Source organism: Sphingopyxis sp. DBS4 (assembly GCF_024628865.1).
In the GTDB taxonomy this organism is placed as follows: Bacteria; Pseudomonadota; Alphaproteobacteria; order Sphingomonadales; family Sphingomonadaceae; genus Sphingopyxis.
Genome location: NZ_CP102384.1, coordinates 1,157,925 through 1,171,242 on the forward strand (window position 1 = coordinate 1,157,925; position 13,318 = coordinate 1,171,242).

Here is a 13,318-nt window from a genome sequence, read left to right on the forward strand (position 1 = left end):
GGAACCCAGTGTGGGGTTAGCCGACGCACGCTCTGGGTCCCCGCTTTCGCGGGGATGACAAAGTTAGGAGATGCCGGGCGTCCTCAATCGGTCGAAAACGGACGTTTCCAGATCTTCGTCATCCCGGACTCGATCCGGACTCCGAATCTTTCTGTCCGCCTCAATGTTGACACCGTAAATTTCAACTTGACCTGCCGCGGCCTCGCAGGCAATGTTTACGACGACAACATTGAGTCGCGAAAAGGACGAGCCATGCGCAACCTGCTCTATGCCGTCGGGCCGATGATCTTCGATTCGCTGGGCGTGATCGTCTTTGCCGTCCTGCTCGGCGTCGGGGTGGGGATCGTTCCCGCGACGATCGCGGGGATGGTGGTCGCGGTGGCGGTGGTCGGCCACGAGCTTGCGCGCGGGCGGCCGGTGGCGGCGCTCCAGTGGATCAGTCTTGCGATGGTGGTCTTCTCGGCCGCCGCGACGATGCTGACCGGCGACCCGCGCTTCGTGATGGCGAAGCCCTCGGTCGTCTATCTGATCGTCGGCGCCGCGATGTTGCGCCGCGGCTGGCTCAACCGTTATATTCCGCCCGAGCAGGTCGAGTTGGTCGGCGATGTCATGGATCGCTTCGGCTATGTGTGGGCGGCAATGATGTTTTTCACCGCCGTCGCCAATCTGGTGATCGCGATCGGCTTCACCGCCTGGTGGCCGCTGTTCGTCGGCGTGTTTCCGCTCGCGTCGAAAGCCGCGCTGTTCGCGGTGCATTTCAGCGTCGTGCAATGGATCGGGCAGGTCCGGCTGCGCCGCCGCGCGGGCGGGTTGCAGCCGGTCGCCGCCGAATAGGATCAGTCGGCGGCGTCGAGACCATAGGCGGTGTGCAGCACGCGCACCGCGAGTTCGGTTTCATCCTCGTCGATCAGCACGCTGACCTTGATCTCGCTGGTCGAGATCGCCTGGATGTTGATGCCGCGGTCGGCCAGCGCGCGGAACATCGTGCTCGCGACCCCCGCGTGGCTCTTCATGCCGACGCCGACGACGCTGACCTTGGCGACCTTGTCGTCGGACAGGATGCGGTTGAAGCCGATCTTCTCCTTCGACCCTTCGAGCAGGTCGATCGAGCGGATGAGGTCGGTGGCGGGAACGGTGAAGGTCACGTCGGTCTCGCCCTTGTCGCGGCCGACGTTCTGGATGATCATGTCGACATTGATCCCGGCCGCGGCGAGCGGGCCGAAGATGTTGGCGACGCCGCCCGGCTTGTCGGGGACGCGGGTGACGATGATCTTCGCCTCATTCTTGTCGTGGGCGATGCCGGTGATCAGCTGCCGTTCCATTTGAAGTTCCTCTATTTCCTCGTCGCTGACGATCATAGTGCCCTGCTTCGGCGCCTCGTCGCCCTCGACGAAGCTGGAGAGCACCTGAACGCGCACGCCCTCCTTCATCGCGAGGCCGACCGAGCGGGTCTGGAGCACCTTGGCGCCGACGCTCGCCAGTTCGAGCATTTCCTCATAGGTGACATAGTCGAGCTTCTGCGCGCGGGCGACGATGCGCGGGTCGGTCGTGTAGACGCCGTCGACGTCGGTATAGATGTCGCAGCGGTCGGCCTTCACCGCCGCGGCGACCGCGACCGCGCTGGTGTCCGACCCGCCGCGGCCGAGCGTCGCGACGCGGCCGTCGTCCATCATGCCCTGAAAGCCGGGGATCACCGCGACCTCGCCCTTGCCCATCGCGGCGAGCAACGCGCCGGTGTCGATCCCCGCGATGCGCGCGCGCGCGTGCGCTTCCTCGGTGCGGATCGGGAGCTGCCAGCCGAGCCAGCTTCGCGCCGGGACGCCCATCGCCTGAAGCGTCAGCGCGAGCAGGCCCGAGGTGACCTGCTCGCCCGCGGCGACGACGACGTCATATTCGGCGGGGTCGTAGCGCGGGTTCGCCTCGCGGCAGAAACCCACGAGCCGGTCGGTCTCGCCGGCCATCGCCGAAACGACGACGGCAACCTCGTTGCCTTGTCCCACTTCGCGCGCGACGAGTTTCGCGACGGTGCGAATCCGCTCGGTGCCCGCCATCGACGTGCCCCCGAATTTCATCACGATCCGCGCCATCTCGCCCCGCCTTTTCGAAAACTGGTTTCCGCCGCAACCACTTGGATTTCTGCGGCGTCCGGCTGTTAGGGAAGGGGGAGGGCGATGGCAAGGCGGGGATACCCCTTAGAGGAGTAAATTTTCTTGTGATGGGAAACGAAAATCCAAATTTTCGGGGCAATCGGTCGCAAGACATCTAAATTTATACTCCATGGAGGTGATTTTCTTGCGCCGGTGAAGGCGCGGTGCCACATCGCAAAGCATGAGCGCCGCGACGATCAATCCGAATGAAGCCGCCCATTTCGGCGCGCTCGCCGCCGACTGGTGGGATCCGCACGGCTCGTCGGCGATGCTGCACCGGCTGAACCCGGTGCGGCTTGCCTATATTCGCGAACAGATCGACATGCATTGGCAGGTCGATGCGCGCGAGCGCCACCCGCTCGCCGGGCGCTGCGCGCTCGACGTCGGTTGCGGTGCCGGGCTGCTCGCCGAGCCGCTGGCGCGGATGGGCGCGAAGGTCACGGGGGTCGATGCGGCGCCCGAGAATATCGTCGCAGCGCAGGGTCATGCGGCGGGGCAGGGGCTGGCGATTACCTATGTCGCGGGCGAACTGGCGACGCTGGATTCTCAAAATCCGTTCGCATCGAGCGAAGTCGAGATGCCCGTCGGCCGCGCACGGACGCGAGGTGTCTCGACTTCGCTCGACACGAACGGAAGCCGGAAGAAGACGCAGTTCGACCTCGTCACCTCGATGGAGGTCGTCGAGCATGTGACCGATCCCGCTGCCTTCGTCGCCGAACTCGCGGCGCGGCTCGCGCCGGGCGGGCTGATGATCCTGTCGACCCCGAACCGCACCCTATGGTCGAAGCTGCTGCTCGTCGAGGCGGCCGAGCGCGTCGGCGCGGTGCCGCGCGGGACGCACGACTGGGACCAGTTCCTGAAGCCCGAGGAATTGGCGGGATTGCTGGAAGGCGCCGGGCTGGAGGTGATCGACCGCACCGGCCTGTCGCCGTCACCCGCGCGCGGTTTCAAGCTGGGGGGCAGCGAGGCACTCAACTATCTGATCGCGGCGCGGCACAATAAATAGGGACAGTCCCTATTTAACGTGACGTCGCCCCCGCAAAGGCGGGGGCCGCTGTCGGTTTATTCCGCTGTGGTGCTATCAGGCTGCCACCGACCCCCGCTTTCGCGGGGGTTGACGCTTCGGAACGCTTCGCATTCCGTGGCGCGTCAAAAATCCACATCCTCATAATATTTCGGCGGCGTGATGATTTCCATCCGCTCGGCGAGAAGGGGGCGGAAGCTGGGGCGCGACTTGAGGCCCGAATACCAGCCCTTGGTCTGCTCGTGCCCGGTCCAGTCGATGCCGCCGAGATAGTCGGCGACCGAGATATGCGCTGCGGCCGCCAGATCGGCGAGGCTCATCGTCGCGCCGGCGAGCCAGGTGCGGTGGTCGATCAGATAGTCGATATAGTCGAGATGCTGGTTCGCCGCCTTCATCGCCTCGCGCAGCGCGCCGCCGTCGGGCGGTTGGCGGTGGACGATGCGCTTCTGCATCCGCTCGAACAGCAAAGGCCCGGTGACCTCATAATAGAAATCCTGGTCGAACCAGGCGACGAGACGGCGGATCTCGGCCCGGCTGGCGGCGGTGCCGTTGATCATCGCCTTGCCCTCGACCGTCTCTTCGAAATATTCGGCGATCGCATTGCTGTCGATCAGCACCTGTCCGCGGTCCTGATCGACCATGACGGGAGTGCGCCCCGCAGGGTTCAGGTCGACGAATTCGTCGCGGCGCTCCCATGGCGATTCGCGCACCAATTCATAGCCGACTCCCTTCTCCCCCAGCAAAAGCCGGATCTTGCGCGAAAAGGGACAGAGCGGGAATTGATAGAGTTGCCACATGGGTCCGGCATAGCGGCAGGGAGGCGCCGGGCGCAACGGCTATGCGAATGACGGAAGGCAAGATGCTCAGCGCCGCGCGGCCGCGCGTTCGCGCTCCCATTGCGCCGCAAGATCGCGTGCCATATCCTTGAGAACGGGGGCATAAGCCGCGAGCGCCGAGGCGGCGTGGCCGGCCATGCGGGTGCCGGCGCGGACGTCGTCGCCCATGCGCTCGGCATAATGGGGATCGCGTCCGGCGATGTCGCCGACCGTGGCGTCGGGCGGGATATAGGCCGCGTCGGATTCGGGATCGACGCGCGCGACGGCTTCGGCGAGCGGGCCGACCTTCATCTGCATCAACGCGCCGACGAGCGCGGTGACGGTATCGGCCATGCGGTTCTGCATCGCGGGATCGTTGAGCGTCGCGACGGCGCGTCCGGCCGCAGGGTCGGCAGCGGCGGCGGGCAGCGGTGCGAGAAGTGCCAGCAGGGGAAGGGCAGCGATGGTCAGGCGCACGGCTTCATCCTTTCGGGATGGGGAAAGCGAAGGGTGCCTATAAAGAGAAGACGCTTTCGCTGCGCTGAACGCCTGGGTGCGCTGCGACGACAGGAGGCGGAGGTACGACAAATGTCTGACTTGCCACGGAATCACCGCCCTTGACCGCCGCCCGCGTTACCGATTTATGAGCTATTCGCTGCTAGGACGGGGGCAGCTTTCGCATCTGCGACCGGAATGAGATGATATGAGCGTTGCCGCGCTGATCACGATAGACACCGAATTGTCCGCGGGGCGGCAGGCGAACGGCCTGCCGGTCGAGGAGAATCTGCGGCAATCGGTGCTGGGCGAGACGGCGGCGGGCGCGTTCGGCGTCGGCTGGCAGATGGACCGGTTCGACCGCCACGGGGTACGCGGGGTCTTCTTCGTCGATCCGATGCCGGGCCTCGTCCACGGCCCCGAGATCGTCGCGCGGATGATCGAGCCGATCCTGGCGCGCGGGCACGAGGTGCAGCTTCACATCCACACCGAATGGCTGGAATGGGCGAAGGATTCGCCGGTCGAGGGACGGCGCGGGCGCAATATCGGCGATTTCTCGCTGTCCGACCAGATCGCGCTGCTCGGTTGGGCGCGCGACGCGCTGGTACAGGCGGGCGCGCCCGCTCCGACCGCCTTTCGCGCCGGGAATTTCGGCGCCGACGATCGCACGCTCGCCGCGCTCGAGGCGCTGGGACTGAGCTGGGACAGCAGCTTCAATCCCGACTATGCCGGGCGCGGATGCGCGATCAGCCTGCCAGTGGCGGCGTCCGACCCGGTGGCGGTCGGATCGCTGATCGAAATACCCGTTTCGGGCATCGAGGATCGACCGGGTCATTTCCGTCCCGCGCAGGTCTGCGCGCTGTCGTCGCGCGAAATGAGTGCCGCGCTCGACCATGCCTGCGAGTCCGGCGCGCCGTTGTTCATGATCGTCACCCATAGTTTCGAGATGCTCTCGCGCGACCGGCAGCGGCCCAACCGCATGGTGATGCGCCGCCTTGAATCACTCTGCCGCCATATCGCGCGCGAACCGCGGATCGAATCGCGCGGCTTCGCGACGCTTGCGGCGCCGCGGACCGGTCGGGCGTCGTCGCCGCGACTGGGGCCGAGCACGGTGCGAACCGGGCTGCGCATGGCCGAGCAGATGATCGGCACGTGGCGCTACGAGCGCCGGCTCCGCCCGGCATGACCCGCGATCGGGGACTGCCCCCGGCCATCGTCCTCGGCGTCGACAGCAGCATCGGACTGACGGTGGTGCGCGAACTGGGGGCGCACGGCGTGCCGGTGATCGCGGCCGGGCGCTCGCGCTGGTCGATCGGGGGCCATTCGCGTTACACCCGCCAGCATATCCTGCGCCCCCGGGGCGTTCCGCTAGCCGACTGGCTGCCCGAGGTCGTCGCGGCGAGCGGGGCGGGGGCGGTGATCCCGATCAGCGAAGCCGACCTGCTCGAACTCGCCGACATGCCGCCTGCGATCGGCGGGTGCCGGATCGCCAGCCCCCGGCACGAACAACTCGACCTCGTGCTCGACAAGCTCAACACGCTGGCGCGGGCGCGCGAGACGGGAATCGAGGTTCCCGACACCTGGCAACCGCTGGCCGGTCAGGATTTCGAGGCGAAGGCGGCGGATATTGCCTATCCGGTTATCCTGAAATGGAGCGATCCGCCCGCGATGTGGGAGCGGCTGGAAGCGGCGGGCATCGGCTTCGAGAAGGCCGAGCGCGCCGATGGCGCCGAAGCGCTGGTCGCGATCCTGCGACGCTACGATCCGCTCGGCGTCTATCCGCTCGTCCAGAGCTGGTGTCAGGGCTATGGCTTCGGCCAGATGCTGATGATGGAAGGCGGCCGGGCAACGCTGCGCTTTCAGCATGAAAGGCTGCGCGAATATCCCGCGAGCGGGGGCATATCGACCCTGTGTCGGTCGGTGCCGCTGTCCGACCATCGCGCGCAGATGGAAAAATCGGAAGCCTTGCTGCGTGCGATCGGGTGGGAAGGGCCCGCGATGGTCGAATATCGCCACGACGCGGCGAGCGGCCGCTATTGGTTGATGGAGGTCAATGGGCGATTGTGGGGCAGCCTGCCGCTTGCCAGCCAGAGCGGGGCGCATTTCGCCTTCGCGCTCTATCGCAGCCTCGTGGGCGGTGTCGCGGGCCAATTGGCATCGGGGTATCGCGACCATCGCGCCCGCTATGTGCTGCCCGATACCAAGCGATTGGTCGATCAACTGCGGGCCAAAGACCTGCCGGCGGGCGAAAAATTGCGTGAATTGACCACCTATGCGGCCGATTTCTTTCGGTTCGATACCGGCTATTATGTGGCCAAATTCTCCGATCCGGTGCCGACGCTGGCCGATCTGGCCGGGATCATCGCGCGGCTTTTGGGAAGCGGGAGCTGAGCTCGGGGATTGCGCCGGCGATCCGCTGAAGACAGGCGCGCGTATAGGGATCGTTCAGCCGGTAAGGGTCGTGAAGGTGCGGCATGACCGGGCGGGTGTAGAGGCCGAGCAGCGTGCGCGGCAGATGCGCGAGCCGTTCGTCGGCGGCGATCCGGCGAAGCTGGCGCGCTTCCATCGCGAGCAGCAGATCGCCGGGCTGCGGCTGATAGGCCTCGCGCTCCGTGGCGCGATGTCGACTAAGATCGATCCCCATTTCCCCGGCGATCGCGACGACCGGCGGGTGCGCCGGCGCGCCATGCGAAGCCGAAAGACCGAAGGAAGCGGTGGCGAGCCCCGCCTCGGCCGCTGCAACGTCGGCGAAAGCGCTGCGGCAGATATTGCCGTGGCAGACGAAAACGAGCCGCCGCACCGCCTCCGCATCCGGCTCCTCGACTGAGGCTAACCCCAGCGTCGTTTCGCCATAGGACAGGATCAGCCGTACAAGGCCGCGCGTGGTGCCAAAACGGGCGTTGATCCGGTGCGAGAGGCCGGGGGACATCATTGCATAGCCTTTTCAGCCCAGCCATTCTTTCCAGGCGCTCATCGCGCATAGGAGGAAGGTGTCAGCACTCCGTTAATGCCGCATCCCGATAGCGACGATGGCCGATGGTGAAAGGCGTTGCCTATTCCGCGGCAACGACCTCCATCGTCTCTTCAGTCAGCGGATGGGCGAGGCGGCTCAGCATTTCCTTCGGGCATATCTGCCAGAAACGATCGCGCCAACGGTCCCAATCGGCAAGGATTTCGGCCGACCATTTGCTGCCCGTGGCGTGCGCATGTTCCTCGACGAGGGCTTTTAACACGGCTTCCCAATGGCCGCTCGCAAGTCGCTGCCAGACGATCGATTCGCCGTTCGCGCGGCGCTCGAAGCCGGCGTCGGTGTCGAGCACGAAAGCCATGCCGCCGGTCATGCCCGCGCCGAAGTTCGACCCCACGGGGCCGAGAATCACGGCGGTGCCGCCGGTCATATATTCGCAGCCGTTGGCGCCGCAGCCCTCGACCACGACTTTTGCGCCCGAGTTGCGGACCGCGAAACGCTCGCCTGCCTGACCCGCCGCGAGCAGGGTGCCGGCGGTCGCGCCATAGAGGACGGTGTTGCCGACGATGCTGTTGTGCTGGCTGACGAGCGGGCTCGACACGGTCGGGCGCACGATGATGCGCCCACCCGACAGGCCCTTGCCGACATAGTCGTTGGCGTCGCCGAACACTTCCAAGGTGATGCCGCTGCACAGGAAAGCGCCGAGCGACTGGCCCGCGGTGCCGCGCAGGCGCACCTGGACATGGTCGTCGGCGAGCCCGTTCATCCCGAAGCGCGCGGTGACCTCGGCCGACAGGCGGGTGCCGACGGCGCGGTGAGTGTTGCGGACATTGTAGGTGAGCTGCATCCGCTCGCCGCGCTCGAACAAAGGCTTCGCGTCGCTGAGGATTTGCGCGTCGAGGCTGTCGGGCACCGGGTTGCGGAAGTTCGGACCCTGCGAGCGGCGTTCCTCGTCGGGCGCGTCGACCTTGGCAAGGATCGGATTGAGGTCGAGGTCGTCGAGATGCTCGGCGCCGCGGCTGACCTGACGCAGGAGTTCGGTGCGGCCGATCACCTCGTCGAGGCTGCGGCAGCCGAGCTTGGCGAGAATTTCGCGCACTTCCTCGGCGATGAAGGTCATCAGGTTGATCACCTTCTCCGGCGAACCCGTGAACTTCGCGCGCAATTTCTCGTCCTGCGTGCAGACGCCGACCGGGCAGGTGTTGCTATGGCACTGGCGCACCATGATGCAGCCCATCGCGACGAGGCTCAAAGTGCCGATGCCATATTCCTCGGCGCCCAATATGGCGGCGATCACGATGTCGCGGCCGGTCTTGAGCCCGCCGTCGGTGCGCAGGCGGATGCGATGGCGCAGGCCGTTGAGCGTAAGCACCTGATTGACCTCGGACAGGCCCATTTCCCATGGGGTGCCGGCATATTTGATGCTGGTCTGGGGCGAAGCGCCGGTGCCGCCGGTGTTGCCCGAGACGAGGATGACGTCGGCGTGCGCCTTGGCGACGCCCGCCGCGACGGTGCCGATGCCCGCCGAGCTCACGAGCTTGACGCAGACGCGCGCTTTCGGGTTGATCTGCTTGAGGTCGTAGATGAGCTGGGCCAGATCCTCGATCGAATAGATGTCGTGATGCGGCGGGGGTGAGATCAGCATCACGCCCGGCGTCGAGTGACGCAGGCGCGCGATGAACTCGGTGACTTTAAATCCGGGTAACTGGCCGCCCTCGCCGGGCTTGGCGCCCTGCGCGACCTTGATCTCGATCTCGTCGCAGGCGCCGAGATATTCGGCGGTGACGCCGAAGCGGCCGCTCGCGATCTGCTTGATGTTGCTGTTGGCGTTATCGCCGTTGGCATAGGGCTGGTAGCGCTCGCTCGCCTCGCCGCCTTCGCCCGACACCGCTTTCGCGCCGATGCGGTTCATCGCGATCGCCAGCGTCTCATGCGCTTCGGGCGACAGCGCGCCCAGCGACATGCCGGGGGTGACGAAGCGCTTGCGGATCTCGGTGATCGCCTCGACGCTGTCGAGCGCAACGCCCTGCGCCGGATAGTTGAATTCCATCAGGTCGCGCAGATAGACCGGCGGCAGGTCGGCGATACCGCGCGCGAACTGGAGGTAGGTCGAGTAGCTGTCGGTCGCGACCGCGGTCTGGAGAAGGTGCATGAGCTGCGCCGAATAGGCGTGCGTCTCGCCGCCCGCGCGATGGCGGTAGAAGCCGCCGACGGGCAGGGTGGTGACGCGGGCGTCGAACGCGGCCTCATGCTTCTCGGTCGCATTGATGAACAGCGACTGATAGCCCTCGCCCGAAATCTTCGCGGGCATGCCGGGGAAGAGGTCGTTGACGAGCGCGCGGCTGAGGCCGACCGCCTCGAAATTATAGCCGCCGCGATAGGAGGAGACCACCGCGATCCCCATCTTCGCCATGATCTTGAGCAGGCCGTCGTCGATCGCCTTGCGATAGCGGAGGTGGCAGTCGCCCAGCGACAGGTCACCGCCGAACAGGCCGCGCGCGTGGCGGTCGGCGATCGCGGCTTCGGCGAGATAGGCGTGGACGGTCGTCGCGCCGACGCCGATCAGCACCGCGAAGGCATGGGTATCGAGCACCTCGGCCGAACGGACGTTGATCGAGGCGTAGCTGCGCAGGCCCTTGCGGACGAGATGGGTGTGGACCGCGGCGGCGGCGAGCACCATCGCGACCCCGACGCGGTCTTCGCCGATCTTCTGGTCGGACAGGAACAATTCGCTGCGCCCGGCGCGCACCGCATCCTCTGCCTCGCGGCGGATGCGCGCGATCGCCTCGCGGAGCGCCGATGCGTCGCTGCCGGCGGCGAAGGTGCAGTCGATATCGGCGACGGCATCGCCGAAATAGGCGCGCAGCCGGTCCCAGTCGTCGCCGACGAGGACGGGTGAATCGATCACGAGGACGTGCGCGCTCTGCCCCTTTTCGTCGAGGATATTGCCGAGGTTGGAGAAGCGCGTGTTAAGGCTCATCACATGCCGCTCGCGCAGACTGTCGATCGGCGGATTGGTGACCTGGCTGAAATTCTGGCGAAAGAATTGCGCGACGTGGCGCGGCTTGTCGGAGATGACCGCGAGCGGGGTGTCGTCGCCCATCGACCCGATCGCTTCCTTCGCGTCCTCGACCATCGGGGAGAGGATGAGTTCCATATCCTCCATGGTGAGGCCAGCCGCGACCTGGCGGCGCAGCAGTTCGGCGCGGTCCCACGGCTCGAGCGTCGCCTTGCCGCCCTTGGGCAGGTCGGCCATGGTGCGGAAGCCCTTGACGCGCGCGGCATAGTCGGCGTCGCCGGCGATCTTGTCCTTGATCGCGCGGTCTTCGTAGAGCGTGCCCTCGTCAAGGTCGACCGCGATCATCTGGCCGGGGCCGAGGCGGCCCTTCTTGCGGATGCTCGCCTCGGGCAGCAGCACCATGCCGCTTTCGGAGCCGACGACGAGCAGATTGTCGGCGGTCAGCGTGTAGCGCAGCGGGCGGAGCGCGTTGCGGTCCATCCCCGCGACCGCCCAACGGCCGTCGGTCATCGCGAGCGCGGCGGGGCCGTCCCAAGCCTCCATCACGCTGGCAAGGTAGCTGTACATCGCCTTATGCGCGTCGGGGATGTCGTCGTCATGGCCCCAGGCTTCGGGGACGAGGATCAGCTTGGCAGTCGGCGCGTCGCGGCCGGCGCGGCACAAGGTCTCGAACGCCGCGTCGAGCGCCGCGGTGTCCGACGCGCCCGCCGGGATCACCGGCTTGATATCCTCCGAATGCTCGCCGAAGGCGAGGCTCGCCATCTTGATCTCGTGGCTCTTCATCCAGTTCTTGTTGCCGCGGATCGTGTTGATCTCGCCATTGTGGGCGAGGCAGCGGAAGGGCTGGGCGAGCCACCATTGCGGGAAGGTGTTGGTCGAATAGCGCTGGTGGAAGATCGCGACCCGGCTCTCGAACAGCTTGTTCGTGAGGTCGGGATAGAAATCGGCCAGACTCTCCGCGAGGAACAGTCCCTTGTAGATGATCGAGCGCGCCGACAGGCTGCAGACGTAGAAATCGTGGATCTGCGCCGCGATCACCTTTTTCTCGATGCGGCGGCGGACGAGATAGAGCTGCTTTTCGAACTCGGCGACCGACTGTTCGTCGGGCAGCGGCCCGGCGATCATGATCTGCTCGATCTCGGGCCGCGTCTGCTGCGCCTTGTCGCCGATCACCGAAACGTCGACGGGCACCTGGCGCCAGCCATAGATGGTGAAGCCCGCGTCGATGATCTCGGCCTCGACGATCGTGCGGCACTCCTCCTGCGCGCCGAGGTCGGTGCGCGGGAGGAAGACCATGCCGACGGCGAGGCGGTTCGGGCGCACCTTGTGCCCCGATGCCGCGATCGCATCGTCGAAGAAGCGGACCGGCAGGTCGACATGGATGCCCGCTCCGTCGCCGGTCTTGCCGTCGGCGTCGACCGCGCCGCGGTGCCAGACGGCACGCAGGGCTTCGATCGCCGCCTCGACGACGCGGCGCGACGGCTTGCCGTCGGTCGCCGCGACAAGCCCGACGCCACAGGCATCGGATTCGAGGTCGGGGCGATACATGCCGCTTTCGGCAAGCCGCGCGTGATCGGGGGTGGGGTAATGGGTCATCATATTCGTCCTGACGGGTCTGCTTCCCGGTTCCTCATCCCGGCGAAGGCCGGGATGAGAATGGGGTCTTAGGTCGACGGCTTCTTCTTGCGAGCGTTGGCGACGGCCTGTTCCTCGGCATCATAGGCGGCCGACGAGGCGTTGCTCGCCGCTTCCTCGAGCTGCTCGACGCGCTGGCGGTCAGCCTCCGACCAATTGTCGCGGTTGTAGGCGGGGTCGTCTACCGTCGCTTCGGCGGCATCGGCCGCGGCCTGTGCCGCATCCGCTGCTGCATCGGCATCGGCCGCCGCGGCGTCGGCCGCTGCATCAACCGCTTCGGTGGCTTCGGTCGCTTCCTCGACCGGGGTATTCCACTCGTCGCGATGCGCCTTCAGCTCCTTGACACTGACCTTCATCAGCTTGGCGAGCTTCGCGAGTTCGGCGTCGCTGAGGTCGGCGAGTTGCTTTTCCTTGGGCAGATCTTTGAACTTGGCCTCGATCTCCGAGCCGCGATCCATGAACTTGCCCACCAGCGGCGGCACCGCCTTGATCATCGCGAGCATCAGTTCGGGATCGGCCTGGAGCGCCATCCATTCCGAGCTATAGGCCTTGCCGGCCGGGGTCGCGAAAAAGGCATTCATCTCGCCGAGCTGCTGGGCGGTGAACTTGCGGGCATAGGCGTGCGCCAGCCCGTTCCGCATCGGCCCTTCGAGATCGGTCAGCGCCTCGCTGATCAGGGGTTTGACGATGTTGGTGATCTGATCCTCGCGCTGCTGGCGATAGGGATCGAAGATGCCAGCCGCCGCCAGTTTGGTCTTATCGTCGAGTGCGGCGATCTTCTCGCTCTCAACGCCGGTCTTGATCGACAGCATCAGGTCGGACGTGCCGCCAAATTCGTCCATCAATCCTTTGAAAAGCTTGCCATAGAGATTGTCGAGCATCTTCTCCAGGCTGCCCGGCGGAACCAGCGCGGTCGTCGTCTGCTGCGCGAGTGCGAGCTGTGCGGGCGCGATCGGCGGCAGTTTGTCGGTGCCGAATATCTTTTCGATCATCGCGACAGCCTGATCGATTTCCTTCTGCATCTTCGCCTTGGCGTCGGCCATCATGGCCTCGTCGCTCATGCCGTGGCCTTCATCGCTTTCGACGGCGGGGGCGACGATTTCGGCATCGGGGGCCTCCTCGGGCGCGGCGAAAGCCTGCATGGGCACGAATGCCATGGCGCCGGCGAGCAGCATGGTTTTCCAGGTCGACATGATCAATTTTCCTTCCCTGTTG

At 66.1% G+C, this 13,318-nt stretch carries 10 protein-coding genes; 4 read left to right on the forward strand and 6 right to left on the reverse strand.

Going from position 1 to position 13,318, the window contains the following annotated elements:
* Positions 1 to 252 precede the first annotated feature (252 nt).
* Complete coding sequence (locus NP825_RS05400) at positions 253 to 834, forward strand: inner membrane-spanning protein YciB (protein WP_257549143.1); 582 nt, start codon at positions 253 to 255, stop codon at positions 832 to 834.
* A gap of 2 nt (positions 835 to 836) precedes the next feature.
* Here the strand turns inward: NP825_RS05400 and NP825_RS05405 are convergent, their stop codons facing one another.
* Positions 837 to 2,087 carry an aspartate kinase gene (locus tag NP825_RS05405; protein ID WP_257549145.1) on the reverse strand — a complete coding sequence of 417 codons (1,251 nt, stop codon included), beginning with the start codon at positions 2,085 to 2,087 and terminating at the stop codon, positions 837 to 839.
* A 241-nt stretch (positions 2,088 to 2,328) separates the two neighbouring features.
* On the opposite strand from NP825_RS05405, the gene ubiG reads away from it, so the two are divergent.
* On the forward strand, positions 2,329 to 3,153 hold the full coding sequence (gene ubiG, locus NP825_RS05410; RefSeq protein ID WP_257549147.1) for a bifunctional 2-polyprenyl-6-hydroxyphenol methylase/3-demethylubiquinol 3-O-methyltransferase UbiG: 825 nt from the start codon (positions 2,329 to 2,331) through the stop codon (positions 3,151 to 3,153).
* Between the two features lie 143 nt (positions 3,154 to 3,296).
* Here the strand turns inward: ubiG and NP825_RS05415 are convergent, their stop codons facing one another.
* Together NP825_RS05415 and NP825_RS05420 are read right to left on the reverse strand one after the other, a co-directional pair.
* Entirely contained in the window at positions 3,297 to 3,968 is a 672-nt protein-coding gene (locus NP825_RS05415) for a glutathione S-transferase family protein (RefSeq protein WP_257549149.1), read from the reverse strand.
* Positions 3,969 to 4,034: 66 nt separating this feature from the next.
* Positions 4,035 to 4,463, reverse strand: coding sequence for a hypothetical protein (locus NP825_RS05420; protein ID WP_257549151.1), 429 nt, complete (start codon positions 4,461 to 4,463; stop codon positions 4,035 to 4,037).
* Between the two features lie 226 nt (positions 4,464 to 4,689).
* On the opposite strand from NP825_RS05420, the gene NP825_RS05425 reads away from it, so the two are divergent.
* Both NP825_RS05425 and NP825_RS05430 read left to right on the forward strand, forming a co-directional pair.
* Positions 4,690 to 5,667, forward strand: a complete 978-nt coding sequence (locus NP825_RS05425; RefSeq protein ID WP_257549153.1) for a hypothetical protein — start codon at positions 4,690 to 4,692, stop codon at positions 5,665 to 5,667.
* Positions 5,664 to 6,872, forward strand: coding sequence for a carboxylate--amine ligase (locus tag NP825_RS05430; RefSeq protein ID WP_257549155.1), 1,209 nt, complete (start codon positions 5,664 to 5,666; stop codon positions 6,870 to 6,872). The genes NP825_RS05425 and NP825_RS05430 overlap by 4 nt, the downstream gene beginning before the upstream one ends.
* Here NP825_RS05430 and NP825_RS05435 read toward each other — a convergent pair.
* The 3 genes from NP825_RS05435 to NP825_RS05445 all read right to left on the reverse strand — a co-directional run bounded on the left by NP825_RS05435 (position 6,841) and on the right by NP825_RS05445 (position 13,296).
* On the reverse strand, positions 6,841 to 7,410 hold the full coding sequence (locus NP825_RS05435; RefSeq protein WP_257549157.1) for a phosphotyrosine protein phosphatase: 570 nt from the start codon (positions 7,408 to 7,410) through the stop codon (positions 6,841 to 6,843). The genes NP825_RS05430 and NP825_RS05435 overlap by 32 nt on opposite strands.
* Positions 7,411 to 7,534: 124 nt before the next feature.
* Positions 7,535 to 12,067, reverse strand: a complete 4,533-nt coding sequence (gene gltB / locus NP825_RS05440) for a glutamate synthase large subunit (RefSeq protein ID WP_257549159.1) — start codon at positions 12,065 to 12,067, stop codon at positions 7,535 to 7,537.
* Between the two features lie 65 nt (positions 12,068 to 12,132).
* A complete protein-coding gene (locus NP825_RS05445; RefSeq protein WP_257549161.1) occupies positions 12,133 to 13,296 on the reverse strand; it encodes a DUF2059 domain-containing protein in 1,164 nt (387 codons plus the stop codon).
* Positions 13,297 to 13,318: the final 22 nt, after the last annotated feature.

What these genes read in the sequence shown, in the direction of transcription:
- NP825_RS05400 (WP_257549143.1), top strand. Translation starts at nt 253, where the DNA reads ATGCGCAACCTGCTCTATGCCGTCGGGCCGATGATCTTCGATTCGCTG.
- NP825_RS05405 (WP_257549145.1), bottom strand. Translation starts at nt 2,087, where the DNA reads ATGGCGCGGATCGTGATGAAATTCGGGGGCACGTCGATGGCGGGCACC.
- ubiG (WP_257549147.1), top strand. Translation starts at nt 2,329, where the DNA reads ATGAGCGCCGCGACGATCAATCCGAATGAAGCCGCCCATTTCGGCGCG.
- NP825_RS05415 (WP_257549149.1), bottom strand. Translation starts at nt 3,968, where the DNA reads ATGTGGCAACTCTATCAATTCCCGCTCTGTCCCTTTTCGCGCAAGATC.
- NP825_RS05425 (WP_257549153.1), top strand. Translation starts at nt 4,690, where the DNA reads ATGAGCGTTGCCGCGCTGATCACGATAGACACCGAATTGTCCGCGGGG.
- NP825_RS05430 (WP_257549155.1), top strand. Translation starts at nt 5,664, where the DNA reads ATGACCCGCGATCGGGGACTGCCCCCGGCCATCGTCCTCGGCGTCGAC.
- NP825_RS05435 (WP_257549157.1), bottom strand. Translation starts at nt 7,410, where the DNA reads ATGTCCCCCGGCCTCTCGCACCGGATCAACGCCCGTTTTGGCACCACG.
- gltB (WP_257549159.1), bottom strand. Translation starts at nt 12,067, where the DNA reads ATGATGACCCATTACCCCACCCCCGATCACGCGCGGCTTGCCGAAAGC.
- NP825_RS05445 (WP_257549161.1), bottom strand. Translation starts at nt 13,296, where the DNA reads ATGTCGACCTGGAAAACCATGCTGCTCGCCGGCGCCATGGCATTCGTG.